This window comes from Bordetella petrii (assembly GCF_017356245.1).
Classification (GTDB): domain Bacteria; phylum Pseudomonadota; class Gammaproteobacteria; order Burkholderiales; family Burkholderiaceae_B; genus Bordetella_A; species Bordetella_A petrii_D.
Map to the genome: position 1 here is coordinate 577,153 of NZ_JAFMZZ010000004.1, position 18,053 is coordinate 595,205.

Below are 18,053 nucleotides of genomic sequence, written 5' to 3' on the forward strand. Positions count from 1 at the left end.
CGCGGCGGGCTGACTGCGCCCGTCTGATCGCCGACGCAACGAATGTTAGAAGCGCAACATGACAAGACCGTGACAGTCACATACGCGACATGCGCCGCGCCCGCCCCGGGGGGCAGCCCCCTGGGGCGCCGCCCCCTATCCCAGGCGCTCCATCAGGAAATCGTGCAGATTGAAGGGCGCGCGGCGGCTGCGCACCCGGGCATAGGTGCCGTCGGACTGCTGCTGCCAGGCCAGCTGGTTGTCGCGCAGGGCATAGGTGAAGGCCTCGTCGATGACCCGCTTCTTGAGCGCCTTGTCGGCCACCGGGAAAGCCACCTCGACCCGGCGGAAGAAATTGCGGTCCATCCAGTCGGCGGATGACAGGTACACGGTTTCCTCGCCGTCGGCATGGAAATAGAACACCCGCGAGTGCTCGAGGAAGCGCCCCACGATGGAACGCACCCGGATATTGTCTGACAATCCGGGCACCCCGGCCCGCAGGGCGCATACCCCGCGCACCACCAGGTCGATTTTCACCCCCGCCTGGCTGGCCTTGTACAGCTCGGCGATGATCTGCTCTTCGAGCAGCGAGTTCATCTTGGCCATGATGCGGGCCTTGCGGCCGGCCTTTGCGGCCCGGATTTCGGCCCGGATCAGGGCCATCATGGTCTCGTGCAGGGTGAAAGGCGACTGCAGCAGCGCCTTCAGGCTGCGCCGGGCTCCCAGGCCGGTAAGCTGGGTAAAGACCTTGTCCATGTCCTCGCACAGGCGCGGATCGGCCGTCAGCAGGCCGAAATCGGTGTACAGCCGCGCGGTGCGGGGATGGTAGTTGCCGGTGCCCAGGTGGGCGTAGCGGCGCAGCCGGCCCTTTTCGCGGCGCAGCACCAGGGCCATCTTGGCGTGCGTCTTGTGGGCCACGACGCCGTACACCACGTGCGCCCCCACCTCTTCCAGGCGGGCCGCCCAATTGATGTTGGTCTGCTCGTCGAAGCGGGCCATCAGCTCGACCACCACCGTCACTTCCTTGCCGGCGCGCGCCGCGGCCAGCAGGATCTGCATCAGCTCGGAGTCTTCGCCGGTGCGGTAGATGGTCTGCTTGATGGCCATGACGTCGGGATCCAGCGCGGCAGCCGTCAGGAAATCGATAACGGGCTGGAATGACTGGTACGGATGGTGCAGCAGCCGGTCGGCCTCGGCCACGGCCGCGAACAGCTCGGCCGGCTTGTCGGCCACGCGCTCGAACGGCGGCGGCACCGTGCCGTGGTGCGGCGGGAAGACCAGGTCGGGGCGCGTGCCGGCATTGCACAGCTGCATCAGGCGCGACAGGTTCACCGGGCCGTTGACGCGGTAGGTGTCTTCCGCGGTAAGCGAGAACTCGCGCTGCAGGTAGGCTTCCAGGTCGGGAGGGGTAAGGCGGTCGATTTCCAGGCGCACGGCCGCCCCGAAGTTGCGCTGCGACAGCTCGCCCTGCAGGGCGTGGCGCAGGTTGGTGACTTCTTCTTCGTCGACGAACAGGTCGCTGTTGCGCGTTACCCGCCACTGGTAGCAGCCCAGCATTTCCAGCCCCGGGAACAGCTCGCCCACGAAGGCTCGCAGCAGCGAGGTGAGCAGGACATAGCCGTCGGGCTGGCCCGAAATCTCGGGCGGCATCTTGATCAGCCTCGGCAGCGCCCGCGGGGCCTGCACCACGGCGATCGAGGCCTGGCGGCCGAAGGCGTCGGCGCCCGACAGCGCCACGATGAAGTTCAGGCTTTTGTTGTAGACGCGGGGAAACGGGTGGGCCGGGTCGAGCCCGATGGGCGTCAGCAGCGGCATGACGTCGCGGTTGAACACGTTGCGCGCCCACTGCTGCTGCTCGGCGTTCCATTCAGAGGCATGGTGCAGCGCAATGCCCTCGGCGTCCAGGCGCGGCAGGATGTCGTCGTTCAGCAGGCTGTACTGGCGGTCGACCAGTGCGTGCACTTTTTCCTGGACGCGCGCGAAGGCCTCGGCCGGCGTGCGGCCATCGGGCCCCACCAGCGCGGGGTTCTGCCGCTGCTGTTCTTTCAGGCTGGAAATACGGATTTCGAAGAACTCGTCCAGGTTCGAACTGACAATGCACACATAGCGCAGGCGTTCGAGCAGCGGCACCCGGGGATTTTCCGCCATCGCCAGGACCCGTTCGTTGAATTTCAGCAGTGACAGCTCGCGGTTCAGGAACGGAGGCTCAACGGACGGACGAGTCGACATACTGGATCCCATGGAGGAGGACAAAGCCCTGGTTTTACTGCAGTTAAATGACGATTCCATGACATTGCAGCTAACCCGCTAGGGTACGCCAAAACCGGGGCGCGCGGCGGCCCGGCCGGGCTGTCATATCGGTTATCTATAATCGGCCCACTCACAGTCTTACCGACATACCGCATGGATCATCTTCTGGCCGCCGTAGACCTCGGCTCCAACAGCTTTCGCCTCTCGATCGGGCGGGTCGTCCAGCAAGAAGACGGCGCGCAGGCCATCTACCAGATCGACCGCCTGAAAGAAACAGTGCGGCTGGCGGCGGGCCTGGACCAGGACAAGCGGCTGGGCGAAGCGGCGGTCGAGCGCGCCGTGGCAGTACTGGAACGCTTCGGCGAACGGCTGCACAGCTTCCACCCCAGCCGGGTTCGCGCGGTGGCCACCAACACCTTCCGGGTGGCCCGCAACACGCCCGAATTCCTGCCCCGCGCCCAGGAAGCGCTGGGCTTCCCCATTGAAGTGATAGCCGGGCGCGAAGAGGCCCGGCTTATTTTTTCCGGGGTAGTCCATACACTGCCGTCCTCGCCCAACCGGCGCCTGGTGATCGACATCGGCGGCGGCTCTACCGAAGTCATCATCGGCAAGGGCTTCGAACCGGGCCTGATGTCGTCGCTGTACATGGGCTGTGTCAGCTACAGCCGGCAATTCTTTCCCGACGGCGCGGTAGACGCCCACCAGATGAAGCAGGCCGAACTGGCGGCGCGGCGCGAAATCGAGATCATCGCCAAGCAGTACCGCAAGACCGGCTGGAAAGAAGCCTATGGCTCGTCGGGCACCGCCAAGGCGCTGTACGCCATCCTGACCGAATGCGGGTTTTCCGACCGGGGCATCACGCGGGCGGGCCTGAACCGGCTGAAAGACCGCATCATCCGCTCGGGCCGCGTCATTCCGCAGGAACTGCCCGGCATCAAGCTCGAACGCGCCGACGTGCTGCCCGGCGGGCTGGCCATCATGAGCGCCCTGTTCGACGAGCTGGGCATCGAAGTCATGCATACCGGCGACGGCGCGCTGCGGCTGGGGGTGCTGTACGACCTGCTGGGCCGCGACGCGGCGCACGACAAGCGCGATGAATCGGTGCAGCAGTTCATGAAGCGCTATCACATCGACGCCAACCAGGCCCAGCGGGTCCGCCAGGCGGCGCTGTCGTTCTTCGATTCGATCTATCCGGCCGACAACGGCCGCACCGAGCTGCGCAATGCGCTGGGCTGGGCGGCCGACCTGCACGAAGTGGGCCTGTCCATCGCCCACAACGCATACCACAAGCACACCGCCTACGTGCTGGGCAATGCCGACATGCCGGGGTTCTCGCGCGCCGACCAGCAACTGCTGGCCCTGCTGGCGCTGGGGCACCAGGGCAAGCTGGCCAAGCTGGAATCGCTGGTGCGCGACCGCAGCCAGTGGGTGGCCATTCTGTGCCTGCGGCTGGCGGTGCTGCTGCTGCGCCGCCGCGCCGATATCGCGCAAATGCCGCTGACGGTGTCGGTGCGCGGCGATTCGATCGTGGTGCGGGTCAACCGGGCCTGGCTGGCCAAGCACCCGCTCAGCGATTTCACGCTGCGCGCCGAAGAATCAGAATGGCGAAAAGTCGGTTTCTCGTTCGAGCTGCTTGAGTTCTAGCCGCAGCGGACGGGTGGCCCGGCGGATCAGCCGGATGCGCAAGCGCCGCAGCAGCCTGCGCATGATCAGGCCACCTCGGGCGCCGCGGCATCCAGCCCGAAATGGCGCCGGTAGCGGTCATCCATGCGCGCCATGTCCAGCAGCACCGGAAAATCGGCCGCGTTGAAATCCGGATCCCAGGCGGGTTCGCCGCAAATGCGCGCACCCAGCTTCAGGTAGCCCTTGATCAGCGGCGGCACGCGCGCCGGCAGCACGCTGTTCAGGCGCTCGACCGGATAGCGGTGCAGCGGCTCGATGCGCGGCAGGTCGGGGTCTTGCAGGTGGCTGGCGACATTGCGCCAGACCTCGGCCGCGGTAACGCCGTCGTCACGCAGGCTGACGCTGGCGCAGCCCAGCATGTAGCGGTAGCCGCCGCGGCGCATGAATTCGGCCAGGCCGGACCACAGCAGCATGATGGCCGCGCCGCTGCGGTGATCGGCGTGGGTGCACGAACGGCCTACTTCGACCATCTGGTTGCGCAGCGCGTCCAGGCCGGACAGGTCGAATTCGGACTCGGAATAATAGCCGCCGGCCTCGCGCGCCTTTTCAGGGGTCATGATGCGATACGTGCCGACCACGCGGCCGGTGTCGAGCTCGCGTACCATCAGGTGCTCGCACCAGGGGTCGTAGCGGTCTTGCTCGATGCCGTCTTGCGCATCGGGGAAAACCACCCCCATGTCTTCGGTAAAAACGTCGTAACGCAGCCGCTGGATCTGCTCGACCTCGTCGGGCGTGCGCGCCAGCCCCACCACCAGGATCCGCGCCGCGGAGCCGGTCCAGGGCTCGGCGGCATTACGCCGAGAATCGATGCGTGCTAATTCAAGCATTGCGCGGGACTCCTAGAATATGGCGACAGTGTGGAGACCGGATGTGTCAGAGTTCTGACGGAAATGTGACATGACTATGAAGTTTACGCCCAACCCAAACGCTTCAATTTACTTCTGATTAATTCAAAACAAATCCAGACGTATACGCGCCTGGCAATAAAAAGGGCCGGGCCATTGGCAGGCCCGGCCCTTTCAGCTAAAGCGTGTGGTTCAGGCCAGGCTGGCCGCCAGTTTCTCGGCGCAGGACGCGGCCAGGCTGGGCTCTTCGGCTTCGACCATCAGGCGCAGCTTGGGCTCGGTGCCCGAAGCGCGGATCAGCACCCTCCCCCGGCCGGCCAGTTCGGCCTCGACCGCGCGCGTGGCGGCGGCCAGGCCCGCGTGGGACTTCCAGTCGGTGCCGGGCGCCAGCGGCACATTGATCATTTTCTGGGGGTACATGCGCAAATCGCCCAGCCACTCGGCCAGCGGCGTATTGCTGCGCCGCAGCGCCGTCAGCACCTGTAGGGCGGCGATGATGCCGTCGCCGGTGGTATGGCAATCGAGGCAGATCAGGTGCCCCGAGCTTTCGCCGCCGTACAGCCAGCCGCGCGCCTGCATCTGTTCCATGACGTAGCGGTCGCCCACCTTGGCGCGCTCGAAGCCCACGCCCAAGCGCTGCATCTGCAGCTCGAAGCCGTAGTTGGTCATCAGCGTGCCGACCACGCCGGCCACCGGGCCGTGGCTCATGCGCTCGCGCACAATGGCATACAGCAGTTCGTCGCCGTTGTAGATGCGGCCGTCGCCGTCCACCATCTGCAGGCGGTCGGCGTCGCCGTCCAGGGCGATGCCCAGGTGTGCGCCGCGCTCGCGCACGGCTTGCGCCAGCGATTCGGGATGCAGCGCGCCCACGCCTTCGTTGATATTGAAGCCGTCGGGCGACACGCCGATGGCGTGAACCTCGGCGCCCAGTTCGCGGAATACATGCGGCGCCACGTTGTAGGCCGCGCCATGGGCGGCATCGACCACGATCTTGACGCCGTTCAGGTCCAGGTCGTTGGGAAACGTGCTTTTGCAGAATTCGATGTAGCGGCCCTGGGAATCCTGCATGCGGCGCGCGCGGCCCAGGGCTTCGGAGCCCACGCAGCCCAGGGGCTCGTGCAGGGCGGCCTCGATCTCGGCTTCGACCTCGTCGGGCAGCTTCATGCCCTGGGCCGAGAAGAACTTGATGCCGTTGTCCTGGTAGGGGTTGTGCGAAGCGCTGATGACGATGCCCGCCACCAGGCGCAGCGCCCGCGTCAGGTAGGCCACCGCCGGGGTGGGCACCGGGCCGGCCAGCAGCACGTCGATGCCCGCGGCGGACAGGCCGGCTTCCAGGGCCGATTCGAGCATGTAGCCCGAAATGCGCGTGTCTTTGCCTATGACGACCTGCGGGCGGCTGCCGCCCCGCCCGCCATGCTGGCGGGCCAGTACGCGGCCGGCGGCGTACCCCAGGCGCAGTGCGAAGGCGGCGTTGATGACCTCGCCGCCCACCTCGCCCCGGACTCCGTCGGTTCCGAAATACTTGCGTTGCGTCATGCTCGTATGGCTCCTTGTTCGGCTGCTTGCCAGACTTTCAGGGCGTCGATGGTGGCGGCCACGTCGTGCACCCGCACGATCGAGGCGCCGCGCGCCACGCAGGCCAGCGCGCCGGCGATACTGCCGGCCAGGCGCTCGGACACTGGCTTGCCGGTGGCGTCGCCGATCATGGTCTTGCGGGAAAGTCCGGTCAGCAAGGGATAGCTGGATACGCGCAGGCTGGACAGCCTGCGCAGCAGTTGGTAGTTGTGTTCGGCCGTCTTGCCGAATCCGAAACCCGGATCCAGCACGATGCGGCGCGGGTCGACCCAGGCGGCGCGCAGGCGCTGGGCGCGGGCGCCCAGGAACACGCCGATCTCGCCCAGCAGGTCGGCGTATTCGGGCGACTGCTGCATGGTGCCGGGCTCGCCTTTCATGTGCATGATGCACAGCCCGCAGCGCGACTGCGCCACGGCCTCGATGGCGCCCGGCTGGCGAAACCCGTAGATGTCGTTGATCATGTCGGCGCCGGCATCGAGCACCGCCCGCATGACATCGGGCTTGAACGTGTCGATGGACAGCGGCACGCCGCAGTCGCGCAGCGCCTCGATGACGGGCAGCAGGCGCGCCAGTTCTTCCTGGGCGGGCACCGGCTCGGCGCCCGGCCGGGTGGACTCGGCGCCCAGGTCCAGGATGTGCGCGCCCTCGTCGATGAGCTGCCGCGCGTGGCGCACGGCCGAATCGGCATCGGCGTGCTGGCCGCCGTCGGAAAACGAATCGGGCGTGATGTTGACGATACCCATCACGAGCGGGCGCTCAAGGTCGAACTCGAAGCGCCCGCACAGGAAGGTGTTGGCCATGAAGGCGAGCCGCTAGACCGCCGCCGGCGTGCTGCCGCCCGTGGCCAGCCCGGTGGGCGGGGTGTCGGCGCTGTCGGACGGCCCTTCAGGGGTCTTGGGCGGACGCGGCGGACGGCCCGAGGTGATGTCGTTGATCTGGTCGGCGTCGATGGTTTCCCATTCGAGCAAGGCGCGGGTCATGGTCTCGACCATGTCGCGGTGGTCTTCCAGAATCTTGCGCGCCACGCCGTATTGCTCGTCGATGATGCGGCGGATTTCCGCGTCGACCTTCTGCATGGTGGCTTCGGACATGTGCGTGGTCTTGGTGACGCTGCGGCCCAGGAAGACCTCGCCTTCGTTCTCGGCGTACACCATGGGGCCCAGCTCGCTGGTCATGCCGTAGCGGGTGACGATGTCGCGGGCGATGGCCGTGGCGCGTTCGAAGTCGTTCGAGGCGCCGGTGGTCATCTGGTTCATGAAGATTTCTTCGGCGATGCGGCCGCCGAACAAAACCGCGATGGTGTTCAGCAGGCGGTCTTTGTCCATGCTGTAGCGGTCGTTTTCGGGCAGTTGCATGGTCACGCCCAGCGCGCGGCCGCGCGGGATGATGGTGACCTTGTGCACCGGGTCGGTCTTGGGCAGCATCTTGGCCACGATGGCATGGCCGGACTCGTGGTAAGCCGTGTTCTTGCGCTCTTCTTCGGGCATGACGATCGAGCGGCGCTCGGCGCCCATGATGATCTTGTCCTTGGCCTTTTCGAAGTCGGACATGTCGACGGTGCGGCCGTTGCGGCGCGCCGCGAACAGCGCCGCCTCGTTGACCAGGTTGGCCAGGTCGGCGCCCGAGAAGCCGGGGCAGCCGCGCGCCAGGATCGTGGCATCGACGTTGGGCGACAGCGGCACCTTGCGCATGTGCACGCGCAGGATCTGCTCGCGGCCGCGGATGTCGGGCAGCGGCACCACGACCTGGCGGTCGAAGCGGCCCGGGCGCAGCAGGGCCGGATCGAGCACGTCGGGGCGGTTGGTGGCGGCGATGACGATCACGCCCTGGCCGGACTCGAAGCCGTCCATTTCGACCAGCATCTGGTTCAGGGTCTGTTCGCGTTCATCGTTGCCGCCGCCCAGGCCGGCGCCGCGCTGGCGGCCGACCGCGTCGATTTCATCGATGAAGATGATGCAGGGCGCATGCTTCTTGGCGTTTTCGAACATGTCGCGCACGCGGGCCGCGCCCACGCCGACGAACATTTCGACGAAGTCGGAGCCCGAGATGCTGAAGAACGGCACCTTGGCCTCGCCGGCGATGGCCTTGGCCAGCAGCGTCTTGCCGGTGCCGGGCGAACCCACCATCAGCACGCCGCGCGGAATGCGCCCGCCCAGCTTCTGGAACTTGCTGGGGTCGCGCAGGAAATCGACCAGTTCCTGGACGTCTTCCTTGGCTTCGTCGCAGCCGGCCACGTCGGCGAAGGTGATCTGGTTGGTGTTTTCGTCGAGCATGCGGGCGCGCGACTTGCCGAAGCTGAATGCGCCCCCGCGCCCGCCGCCCTGCATCTGGCGCATGAAGAACACCCATACGCCGATTAGCAGCAGCATGGGGAACCACGACACGAAGATGCTCATGAGCAGCGACGGCTCTTCGCGGGCCTTGCCCGAGACGTCGACACCGTATTTGAGCAGGTCGGACACCATCCAGAGGTCGCCCGGCGAGGTCAGGGTGTACGCGCGACCGGTGTCGGGCGTGACGTACAGGACGTCGCCCTGCACGTCGACCTTGCGGATGCGCCCTGCCTTGGCGTCGTCCATGAACTGGGTGTAGCTGACGCCGTCTTGCGTCTGGGCGCGCCCGTCAAACTGCTTGAATACCGTGAACAGGACCAGCGCGATCACCATCCAGACCGCGACTTTAGAAAATGAATTGTTCAAGGTCGATCTCCTGCTTTCGATTCCGACCGGCGACCGCCCCGCGTATATGGCACAGTCACAAGTATGTCAATAGCTCATTCTACCCTGTCGGGGCAGATTCCGTCTGAGCGCCCGGCGGGCGCCTGATACACATTCGGACTGGTTGGGTGGGGGGCCTCGACAGCGTGGGGTTGATCAGGCCGCGGCGGGGTGCCGCGGCGGGTCAGGACTTCAGGTCGCGCGCCACCAGGAAGGTCTCGGAGGACTTGTCCCGCGAGGCCTTCGGCTTGCGTTCGACCACCCGCTTGAAGCGCTGCTTGAAGGTTTGCACGATCTGCGAGAACCCGCTGCCGTGGAAAGCCTTGACGATCAGCGCCCCGTCGGGCTTGAGATGGTTGCAGGCGAAGTCCAGGGCCAGCTCGCAGACATGCTGGATGCGAGCCGAATCGGCGACACCGACCCCCGACAAGTTGGGGGCCATGTCCGAAATTACAAGACTTACCGGCTGGCCACCCACCATTTCTTGCAACTGTTGCAAAACCGCGTCGTCGCGGAAGTCGCCCTGGATGAATTCCACCCCCGCGACGGGCTCCATGGGCAGCAGGTCCAGGGCGATGATGCGGCCGTCGACCGCCCCGCCGGGGCCGGCCAGGCGCTCGCGCGCCACCTGCGACCAGCTGCCGGGGGCCGAGCCCAGGTCGACCACGATATCGCCGCGGCGCATCAACTTTTCGGTGTCGAGGATCTCGATCAGCTTGAAGGCGGCGCGGGCCCGGTAGCCCTTTTGTTGCGCCATCTTCACATAGGGATCGTTGATGTGCTGGTGTATCCAGTCTTTAGAGAATTTCTTTTTGGCCATTACCGTACAATTCCACGCATGCCTATATTAGAACTCACCTCACGCGAGCGCAGCGATTTGCGCTCGGCCGCCCACCCGCTGCGCCCGGTCGTCCTGATCGGCGACAACGGGCTGACCGACGCGGTCTTGAAAGAAATCGACCGCGCCCTGGCGTCTCATGGGCTGATCAAGGTGCGCGCCGGCGGCAGCGACCGCGACGAGCGCGAGGCCATGCTGGCCGCCATCTGCGACGCCCTGTCGTGCGCGCCGGTGCACCACCTGGGCAAGATGCTCATCCTGTTCCGCCCGCTGCCCGGCAATGTGGCCGCGCCCGCCGACGGCGCCCCGGCCCGCCGCAAGCCGTCTGAACCGCACACGCCCAAGAAGCTGGCCGCCGAAGGCAAGACCCTGGCCAAGCCGCGCCGGGCGCCCGCCCGCAAGACGGCCGCCGAGCCCGCCAAGCCTGCCCGCGGCAGCCTGAATCAGGCCGGCCGCCCCCTGCGTCCCACTACCAAGAAAACCGCATCCGCGGCGCCGCATGGCATTCCGCGCCGCGCCGGCAGCGCGCTGAGCCTGCGCGCGGGCGCGCGCGGCGGCGTTCAGCGCACCGCGGCCACCAGCCGCAGGGCCGCCAAGGCCACCAAGAAGTAAATTCCGCCGGACACGTTGTGCAGCAGGCCCGGGTCGGCCCAGGCCGGCGCCGCCTGCCCGGCGGCGGCAAGCGCCCGGGCGTAGTCCATGAGCGTTTTCAGCCCGAAATACCCCAGGCCGGTGCCCACCGCCATCAGCAGGACGGTGCGGCGCCCGGGGGCTTGCAACGCCTGGCCATGCGCCAGGCGGTCGAGAATCAGCATAAATACCGCGCCCCCCAGCCCGCCCATGGCGAGCACCCGGAACAATTGGGCGACGACCTTGGCCGCGTCGGCGGCATCCAGCAAGGAAAACAAGGTGGGCGCGACCAGCGCGCCGATGCTCCAGAGCGCACCGCACCACAGCGCCGCGATCAGGCGGACGAGGATACGGGCCAGGTTGGGCATCGTCAGTGTTCCCGGGGGGCGGCGGCGTCAGTTCAGATGTAACGGACGCCGAGCACTTCGTACTCGCGCACGCCCGACGGCGCCTTGACTTCGACCACATCGCCCTCGGACTTGCCGATCAGGGCGCGAGCCACGGGGCTGGATACCGAGATCAGGTTGGATTTGATATCGGCTTCGACGTCGCCCACGATCTGGTACGACAGGCGGTCGCCCGAATCGAGGTCTTCGATGTCGACCGTGGCGCCGAAGACGGCGCGGCCTTCGGCATCGAGCGCGGCGGGGTCGATGATGTGCGCGTTGGAAAGCGTGCCCTCGAGCTCGGCAATGCGTCCTTCGATGAAGCCCTGGCGTTCGCGGGCGGCATCGTATTCGGCATTTTCCGACAGATCGCCCTGGGCACGGGCCTCGGCGATGGCGTTGATCACTGCGGGGCGCTCGATGGTTTTCAGCCGTTGGAGTTCGGCTTGCAAGCGCTCCGCCCCGCGCGCGGTCAAAGGAATGGCAGACATGTCGTTTCCCAAACAAAAAGTAGAAAACGCCCCGAATGGAGCGTTTCGGTGAAAGGTCGCAGTCAGGCTTGTGGCCTGCGCCGCCGGGGCGGGGCAAGCCGATGGAACGCGCGGAAGGTCGAACAGGCGGGAACAAAGCCGGACCCGATGTTTCAGTGGTTCCCGACCATCCGCTCTGATCGGCCCTGGCCCGTGACAACGGCAAGGCTGCGACCAAAACAAAACCCCGGCTCGGGTCGGAACCGGGGCAAGCAAGGCCCCATTGTGGTCAAAATCGGCCGGAATTGCAAGCCATTCAGGAAACGGTCATTTGGTCGCAGTTGGCTGCAGTAAAACGCATATTGACGGCATTCAGACCACGCGCCGGCCGCTGTGCTGCAGCAGCGCGTACAGGATGATGGCGCCGAACGTCGCGGTGCCGATGCCGCCCAGGGTGAAGCTGCCCAGCTTGACGGTGAAATCGCCCGCGCCCAGCACCAGCGTGACGGCCGCGACGATCAGGTTGCGGTTGTTGCTGAAGTCGACCTGGTTGACTACCCAGATGCGCGCGCCGGCCACGGCGATCAGCCCGAACACCACCACCGACATGCCGCCCAGCACCGGGGCGGGAATGGTCTGGATCAGGGCGCCGAACTTGGGCGAAAAACCCAGCACGATGGCGATCAGGGCGGCCAGCACGAACACCAGCGTGGAGTAGATGCGCGTCACGGCCATGACGCCGATGTTCTCGGCATAGGTGGTGACGCCGGTGCCGCCCACGGCCCCCGACAGCATGGTGGCCACGCCGTCGCCCACGAACGCCCGGCCCAGGTAGCGGTCGAGGTTCTGGCCGGTCATGGCGCTGACGGCCTTGATGTGGCCCAGGTTTTCGGCCACCAGGATGATGGCCACCGGCACGATCAGCCCCATGGCCTGGGTCTGGAACACCGGCGCCGTGAACTGCGGCAGGCCCACCCACGATGCGGCCGCGACGCCGGAGAAGTCGATGGGCTTGCCCAACCCCAGGCCGTTGGCGCAGACGGCATAGATGACGCAGGCCAGCAGCAGGCCCACCAGGATCAGCAGGCGCTGGACGGTGCCGCGCGTATAGACGGCGATGCCGCCCACGCACAGGATGGTGACGATGGCCATGGTGGCGTCGAAGCCCGAGGCGCCCATGGCCCCCTTGGCAGCGATGGGCGCCAGGTTCAGGCCGATGACCGCCACCACCGCGCCGGTGACCACCGGCGGCATCAGCGCCTCGATCCAGTTGGCGCCGCCGCCGGCGCGCGCATTGGCGAACCACACCACCGCGCCGATCAGGGCATAGGCCAGGCCGCAGGCGATGATGGCCCCCAGCGCCACGCCGATGTTGGCATTGGGCCCCGCGCCGGCATAGCCGGTAACCGCGACCACCCCGCCGATGAAGGCGAAGCTGGAGCCCAGGTAGCTGGGCACGCGCCCGCCCACGAACAGGAAGAAGATCAGCGTGCCGACGCCCGACATCAGGATCGCCACGTTGGGGTCGAAGCCCATGATCAGGGGCGCCAGCACCGTCGAGCCGAACATGGCGACCACGTGCTGGGCGCCCATGGCGACGTTCTTCGGCCACGACAGGCGTTCGTCGGGCGCGATGATGGCGCCGGGCACGGTCTCGTCGGCCAGCTTCCAGCGTGGAAAATAAGAATCGGACATGGGATCCCCGGTAATAGGACAGGAATTATGGAATAGCGCGGGCGCAAGTGTAGGGGCGGCCGGTCCGGCCGGCAATACGGTGCTGCCCTGGGCCGGCGCCGCTGTTAAGCTTTCGGCTGCACACGGGATGGAACACGCATGACTGAAATCTGGTTTATCCGGCATGGCGAAACGGCCTGGAATACCGAACGCCGCCTGCAGGGATGGCAGGACACCCCCTTGAACGACACCGGCCGTGCCCAGGCCGCCCTGCTGGCGGCGCGCGTGGCCGAAGAAGCCGCCGGCCGGCCCTTCGCCGCCCTGTACAGCAGCGACCTGCAGCGCGCGCACCACACGGCCGCGCCCGTTTCCGAGCAGCTGGGGCTGCGCGTGCGGGTCGAGCCCGGCATCCGCGAACGCGGCTTCGGCGTGCTGGAAGGCCTGGCCTGGGATCGCGTGGACGAGCTGGCGCCCGAGGCGGCCGCCGCCTGGAAAAGCCGTGATCCGGCCCGGCCGCTGCAAGGCGGGGAATCGCTGGGGCAGTTCCACGCGCGCGTGGTCGCCACCATCGAAGACCTGGCGGCGCGGCACGCCGGCGAGCGGGTGCTGGCCGTGACGCACGGCGGCGTGCTGGACATCATCTGGCGGCATGCCTCGGGCGTGGGCCTGGAGCTACCGCGCCAGACCATGCTGCTGAACGCCAGCATCAACCGGATCGGCGTCGAGCCGCGGCGCTGGCAGGTGCTGGAATGGGGCGACGTCGCGCACATTGCCGCGGCCGTCGGCAACGATGTGGTGTAGCGGTCAGCGGCGCGGCTTGCGCGGCGCATTGCGGGCCGCCCGGTCATAGACCGCATTGGGCAGCAGGCGCATCAGCCGCGCCACGATGCCCATCTGCCACGGAATGACGGTATACGAAACCCCGCGTTCGATCGCCGCCTGGGCCCTGGCCGCGAAGGCGTCGGCTTCCATCAGGAACGGCATCGAATACGGGTTGCCCGCCGTCATCGCCGTCTTGATGTAGCCGGGAGCGATCGTGACCACCCCGATGCCGGCGCCGGCCAGTTCCAGGCGCAGGCTTTCGCAATAGCTGATCACCGCGGCTTTCGAGGCGCTGTAGGCGCCCGCGCCGGGCAGGCCGCGGATGCCGGCCACGCTGGCGATGCCTACCAGGCGGCCGGCGCGCGCCTGCCGCATGGGTTCGATGAACGGCTCGAAGGTGGCCACGGTGGCCAGCAGGTTGGTATCGACGATGGCCTTGAATACCTCGAAGTCTTCGGCGTGCTCGGTCAGGGTGCCGGCGCTGATGCCGGCGCTGGCGATGACCACGTCCACCCTGCCCTGGCTGTGCGCCAGGAAATCGCCGGCCGCGGCATGCAGCGCGGCGCGGTCGCGCACGTCCAGCGCATAGCAGTGATGCGCGCCGGGCAGCTCGTCGGCCAGGGCGCGCAGGGCTTCGCCGCGGCGCGCCACCAGCCCCAGCCGGGCCCCCGAGCGGGCATAGCGCCAGGCCAGGGCGCGGCCCAGGCCGCTGGAAGCGCCGGTAATGAAAACAGAGGTCATGGCGGTTTCATGGTGCCGGCCCGCGGAATGGGCCGTGATGGCTTGCATGATAGGGCCTGGGGGTTGCGGCTGGGTCTGTGCCAGGTGTCTGACTCCCGCAACGCGGGTGTCAGACACCGAAGTGGGCAAAGACTGTCTCAATTCTACGGTGTCAGGCACCCTTCGGGAGCCTGACACCTGGCCATGAGAGGCCTACTGCTGAGCCAGGCTGGCGTGCAGTTCTTGCAGCGGATACACCTGCAGGCCCAGGCCCTGGCGCAGGTATTGCATGCCTTCTACCGCGGCGCGCGCGCCGGCGATGGTGGTAAAGAAGGTGACACGGGCCGCCAGCGCCTGCGTGCGGATGGTGCGCGAGTCGGCGATGGCGTTGCGGCGTTCTTCGACGGTGTTGATCACCAGCGAGATCTCGCCGTTCTTGACCATGTCGACGATGTGCGGACGGCCTTCGGTGACCTTGTTGACCACCTGCACCGGAATGCCCGAGGCCTCGATCTGCGTGGCGGTGCCGCGCGTGGCCACCAGCTTGAAGCCCAGGTTGTGCAGGCCGCGCGCCACTTCGACGGCGCGGGGCTTGTCCTGGTCTTTCACGCTGATGAAGGCGGTGCCGTTTTCGGGCAGGCGCACGCCGGCGGCCAGCTGCGACTTGACGAAGGCTTCGCCGAAGCTGTTGCCCACGCCCATGACTTCGCCGGTGGATTTCATTTCGGGGCCCAGGATGGTGTCCACGCCCGGGAACTTCACGAACGGGAACACGGCCTCTTTCACCGAGAAATACGGCGGCACCACTTCGCGGGTGACGCCCTGCGCGGCCAGGGTGCGGCCGGCCATGGCGCGCGCGGCGATCTTGGCCAGCTGCAGGCCGGTGGCCTTGGACACGTAGGGCACCGTGCGCGAGGCGCGCGGGTTGACTTCCAGCACGTAGACGTCGCCGCCCTGGATAGCGAACTGCACGTTCATCAGGCCGTTGACGTTCAGGGCGCGCGCCATCATGGTGGTCTGGCGCTTGATCTCGGCGATGACTTCGGCCGACAGCGAGTACGGCGGCAGGCTGCAGGCCGAGTCGCCCGAGTGCACGCCGGCCTGCTCGATGTGTTCCATGACGCCGCCGATGAACACGGTTTCGCCGTCGGCCAGGCAGTCGACGTCGACCTCGGTGGCGTTGTTCAGGAAGCGGTCGAGCAGCACGGGAGAATCGTTGCTGACCTTCACGGCCTCGCGCATGTAGCGTTCGAGGTCTTGCTGTTCGTGCACGATTTCCATGGCGCGGCCGCCCAGCACGTAGCTGGGGCGCACCACCAGCGGGTAGCCGATGTCGGTGGCGTGCGCCAGGGCCTCGCCTTCGGTGCGCGCGGTGCGGTTGGGCGGCTGGCGCAGGCCGAGCTTGTTGAGCAGCTTCTGGAAGCGCTCGCGGTCTTCGGCCACGTCGATGGATTCGGGGCTGGTGCCGATGATGGGCACGCCGTTGGCTTCGAGCGCGCGCGCCAGCTTCAGCGGGGTCTGGCCGCCGTACTGGACGATCATGCCCACCGGGTTTTCTTTGTGCACGATTTCCAGCACGTCTTCGAGCGTCAGCGGCTCGAAGTACAGGCGGTCGGAGGTGTCGTAGTCGGTGGAGACGGTTTCCGGATTGCAGTTGACCATGATGGTCTCGTAGCCGTCTTCGCGCAGCGCCAGCGCCGCGTGCACGCAGCAGTAGTCGAACTCGATGCCCTGGCCGATGCGGTTGGGCCCGCCGCCCAGCACGACGATTTTCTTGCGGTCGGTGGGCTGGGCTTCGCACTCGTCTTCGTACGTGGAGTACATGTACGCGGTGCGGGTGGCGAATTCGGCGGCGCAGGTATCGACGCGCTTGTACACCGGGCGCACGTTGAGCTGGTGGCGCAGCTTGCGGACTTCGGATTCGGACGAATCGAGCAGGAACGCCAGGCGGCGGTCGGAGAACCCCATGCGCTTGAGCTGCCACAGCGTGGGGTAGTCGAGGTCGGCCAGGGTTTTCTGTTCGAGCGCGAGCTCGATGTCGACGATTTCCTTGATTTGCGCCAGGAACCAGGGGTCGATGCGCGTGATGTTGTGGACTTCGTCGAGGCTGAAGCCCTGCGCGAAGGCGTCGCCCACGTACCAGATGCGCTCGGGGCCGGGCTCGCCCAGTTCGACCTGCAGTTTTTCGCGGTCGGTGGTTTTCTGGTTGAGGCCGTCGACGCCCACTTCGAGGCCGCGCAGGGCCTTCTGGAACGATTCCTTGAAGGTGCGGCCGATGGCCATGACTTCGCCCACCGACTTCATCTGCGTGGTGAGGCGGGCATCGGCCTGCGGGAATTTCTCGAACGCGAAACGCGGCACCTTGGTGACCACGTAGTCGATGGACGGCTCGAACGAGGCCGGCGTGGCGCCGCCGGTGATTTCATTGCGCAGTTCGTCGAGCGTGTAGCCCACGGCCAGGCGCGCGGCGACCTTGGCGATGGGAAAGCCGGTGGCCTTGGACGCCAGCGCCGACGAACGCGACACGCGCGGGTTCATCTCGATGACGATCATGCGGCCGTTGTCGGGGTTGACCGCGAACTGCACGTTGGAACCGCCGGTGTCGACGCCGATCTCGCGCAGCACCGCGATGGAGGCGTTGCGCATGATCTGGTATTCCTTGTCGGTCAGCGTCTGGGCTGGCGCGACAGTGATGGAATCGCCGGTGTGCACCCCCATGGGGTCGAGGTTTTCGATGGAGCACACGATGATGCAGTTGTCGGCCTTGTCGCGCACGACTTCCATCTCGAATTCTTTCCAGCCCAGCAGCGATTCTTCGATGAGCAGCTCGCTGGTGGGCGAGGCTTCCAGGCCGCGCCGGCAGATGGTTTCGAATTCTTCGGCGTTATAGGCGATGCCGCCGCCCGAGCCGCCCATGGTGAAGCTGGGGCGGATGACCGCCGGAAAGCCCGAGGTGCCGGTTTCGGCGGCGATGCGGCGCTGCACTTCCCAGGCTTCGTCCATGCTGTGGGCGACGCCCGACTTGGCCGATTCGAGGCCGATGTCGGTCATAGCCTGCTTGAACTTCTGGCGGTCTTCGGCCTTTTCGATGGCGTGCTCGTTGGCGCCGATGAGCTCGACGTTGTGCTTGGCCAGCACGCCCTGGTGGGCCAGATCGAGGGCGCAGTTCAGCGCCGTTTGCCCGCCCATGGTGGGCAGCAGCGCGTCGGGCTTTTCGCGTTCGATGATTTTTTCGACCGCCTGCCAGGTAATGGGCTCGATGTAGGTGACATCGGCCGTTTCCGGGTCGGTCATGATGGTGGCCGGGTTGCTGTTGACCAGGATGGTGCGGTAACCCTCGGCCTTGAGCGCCTTGCACGCCTGCGCGCCGGAATAGTCGAACTCGCAGGCCTGCCCGATGATGATGGGGCCGGCGCCGATGATGAGGATGCTTTTTAGGTCTGTACGCTTGGGCATGATGCGAT

The 18,053-nt window shown here is 66.8% G+C and carries 14 protein-coding genes; 3 read left to right on the forward strand and 11 right to left on the reverse strand.

What is annotated here, in order from left to right:
- Positions 1–135: 135 nt before the first annotated feature.
- Positions 136–2,208, reverse strand: a complete 2,073-nt coding sequence (gene ppk1, locus J2P76_RS20875) for a polyphosphate kinase 1 (protein WP_207409757.1) — start codon at positions 2,206–2,208, stop codon at positions 136–138.
- Between the two features lie 174 nt (positions 2,209–2,382).
- Here ppk1 and ppx point away from each other — a divergent pair, with 174 nt between their 5' ends.
- Complete coding sequence (gene ppx / locus J2P76_RS20880) at positions 2,383–3,873, forward strand: exopolyphosphatase (RefSeq protein WP_207409758.1); 1,491 nt, start codon at positions 2,383–2,385, stop codon at positions 3,871–3,873.
- 65 nt (positions 3,874–3,938) lie between these two features.
- Here the strand turns inward: ppx and J2P76_RS20885 are convergent, their stop codons facing one another.
- From J2P76_RS20885 to J2P76_RS20905, 5 genes are all read right to left on the reverse strand, one after another.
- Positions 3,939–4,739, reverse strand: a complete 801-nt coding sequence (locus J2P76_RS20885; RefSeq protein WP_207409759.1) for a GNAT family N-acetyltransferase — start codon at positions 4,737–4,739, stop codon at positions 3,939–3,941.
- Between the two features lie 210 nt (positions 4,740–4,949).
- Positions 4,950–6,293, reverse strand: a complete 1,344-nt coding sequence (gene glmM / locus J2P76_RS20890; RefSeq protein WP_207409760.1) for a phosphoglucosamine mutase — start codon at positions 6,291–6,293, stop codon at positions 4,950–4,952.
- Positions 6,290–7,132 carry a dihydropteroate synthase gene (gene folP / locus J2P76_RS20895; RefSeq protein WP_207409761.1) on the reverse strand — a complete coding sequence of 281 codons (843 nt, stop codon included), beginning with the start codon at positions 7,130–7,132 and terminating at the stop codon, positions 6,290–6,292. The genes glmM and folP overlap by 4 nt, the downstream gene beginning before the upstream one ends.
- 12 nt (positions 7,133–7,144) lie before the next feature.
- Positions 7,145–9,031, reverse strand: coding sequence for an ATP-dependent zinc metalloprotease FtsH (gene ftsH / locus J2P76_RS20900; RefSeq protein ID WP_207409762.1), 1,887 nt, complete (start codon positions 9,029–9,031; stop codon positions 7,145–7,147).
- Positions 9,032–9,233: 202 nt separating this feature from the next.
- A complete protein-coding gene (locus tag J2P76_RS20905; protein WP_207409763.1) occupies positions 9,234–9,869 on the reverse strand; it encodes an RlmE family RNA methyltransferase in 636 nt (211 codons plus the stop codon).
- A gap of 18 nt (positions 9,870–9,887) precedes the next feature.
- Here J2P76_RS20905 and J2P76_RS20910 point away from each other — a divergent pair, with 18 nt between their 5' ends.
- A complete protein-coding gene (locus tag J2P76_RS20910; RefSeq protein ID WP_207409764.1) occupies positions 9,888–10,499 on the forward strand; it encodes a YhbY family RNA-binding protein in 612 nt (203 codons plus the stop codon).
- On the opposite strand, the gene J2P76_RS20915 is transcribed toward J2P76_RS20910, so the two are convergent.
- The 3 genes from J2P76_RS20915 to J2P76_RS20925 form a co-directional block, all read right to left on the reverse strand.
- On the reverse strand, positions 10,448–10,885 hold the full coding sequence (locus J2P76_RS20915) for a DUF4149 domain-containing protein (RefSeq protein WP_207409765.1): 438 nt from the start codon (positions 10,883–10,885) through the stop codon (positions 10,448–10,450). The genes J2P76_RS20910 and J2P76_RS20915 overlap by 52 nt on opposite strands.
- A 32-nt stretch (positions 10,886–10,917) precedes the next feature.
- Complete coding sequence (greA, locus tag J2P76_RS20920) at positions 10,918–11,394, reverse strand: transcription elongation factor GreA (protein WP_207409766.1); 477 nt, start codon at positions 11,392–11,394, stop codon at positions 10,918–10,920.
- Positions 11,395–11,745: 351 nt separating this feature from the next.
- Positions 11,746–13,068 carry a solute carrier family 23 protein gene (locus tag J2P76_RS20925; RefSeq protein ID WP_207409767.1) on the reverse strand — a complete coding sequence of 441 codons (1,323 nt, stop codon included), beginning with the start codon at positions 13,066–13,068 and terminating at the stop codon, positions 11,746–11,748.
- 138 nt (positions 13,069–13,206) lie between these two features.
- Here J2P76_RS20925 and J2P76_RS20930 point away from each other — a divergent pair, with 138 nt between their 5' ends.
- Positions 13,207–13,848: a histidine phosphatase family protein gene (locus tag J2P76_RS20930; RefSeq protein ID WP_207409768.1), complete on the forward strand. Its 642-nt coding sequence runs from the start codon at positions 13,207–13,209 to the stop codon at positions 13,846–13,848.
- 3 nt (positions 13,849–13,851) lie between these two features.
- On the opposite strand, the gene J2P76_RS20935 is transcribed toward J2P76_RS20930, so the two are convergent.
- Both J2P76_RS20935 and carB read right to left on the reverse strand, forming a co-directional pair.
- Complete coding sequence (locus J2P76_RS20935) at positions 13,852–14,610, reverse strand: SDR family oxidoreductase (RefSeq protein WP_207410625.1); 759 nt, start codon at positions 14,608–14,610, stop codon at positions 13,852–13,854.
- Between the two features lie 192 nt (positions 14,611–14,802).
- Positions 14,803–18,045 (reverse strand): carbamoyl-phosphate synthase large subunit, encoded by a 3,243-nt coding sequence (gene carB, locus J2P76_RS20940; RefSeq protein WP_207409769.1) that lies wholly within the window; start codon positions 18,043–18,045, stop codon positions 14,803–14,805.
- Between the last annotated feature and the right edge of the window lie 8 nt (positions 18,046–18,053).

Excerpts from the sequence above, each read along its gene's own strand:
- glmM (WP_207409760.1), bottom strand. The coding sequence starts at position 6,293 with ATGACGCAACGCAAGTATTTCGGAACCGACGGAGTCCGGGGCGAGGTG.
- carB (WP_207409769.1), bottom strand. The coding sequence starts at position 18,045 with ATGCCCAAGCGTACAGACCTAAAAAGCATCCTCATCATCGGCGCCGGC.
- ppk1 (WP_207409757.1), bottom strand. The coding sequence starts at position 2,208 with ATGTCGACTCGTCCGTCCGTTGAGCCTCCGTTCCTGAACCGCGAGCTG.
- ppx (WP_207409758.1), top strand. The coding sequence starts at position 2,383 with ATGGATCATCTTCTGGCCGCCGTAGACCTCGGCTCCAACAGCTTTCGC.
- J2P76_RS20930 (WP_207409768.1), top strand. The coding sequence starts at position 13,207 with ATGACTGAAATCTGGTTTATCCGGCATGGCGAAACGGCCTGGAATACC.
- J2P76_RS20915 (WP_207409765.1), bottom strand. The coding sequence starts at position 10,885 with ATGCCCAACCTGGCCCGTATCCTCGTCCGCCTGATCGCGGCGCTGTGG.
- J2P76_RS20885 (WP_207409759.1), bottom strand. The coding sequence starts at position 4,739 with ATGCTTGAATTAGCACGCATCGATTCTCGGCGTAATGCCGCCGAGCCC.
- folP (WP_207409761.1), bottom strand. The coding sequence starts at position 7,132 with ATGGCCAACACCTTCCTGTGCGGGCGCTTCGAGTTCGACCTTGAGCGC.
- J2P76_RS20935 (WP_207410625.1), bottom strand. The coding sequence starts at position 14,610 with ATGACCTCTGTTTTCATTACCGGCGCTTCCAGCGGCCTGGGCCGCGCC.
- J2P76_RS20910 (WP_207409764.1), top strand. The coding sequence starts at position 9,888 with ATGCCTATATTAGAACTCACCTCACGCGAGCGCAGCGATTTGCGCTCG.
- J2P76_RS20905 (WP_207409763.1), bottom strand. The coding sequence starts at position 9,869 with ATGGCCAAAAAGAAATTCTCTAAAGACTGGATACACCAGCACATCAAC.
- J2P76_RS20925 (WP_207409767.1), bottom strand. The coding sequence starts at position 13,068 with ATGTCCGATTCTTATTTTCCACGCTGGAAGCTGGCCGACGAGACCGTG.
- greA (WP_207409766.1), bottom strand. The coding sequence starts at position 11,394 with ATGTCTGCCATTCCTTTGACCGCGCGCGGGGCGGAGCGCTTGCAAGCC.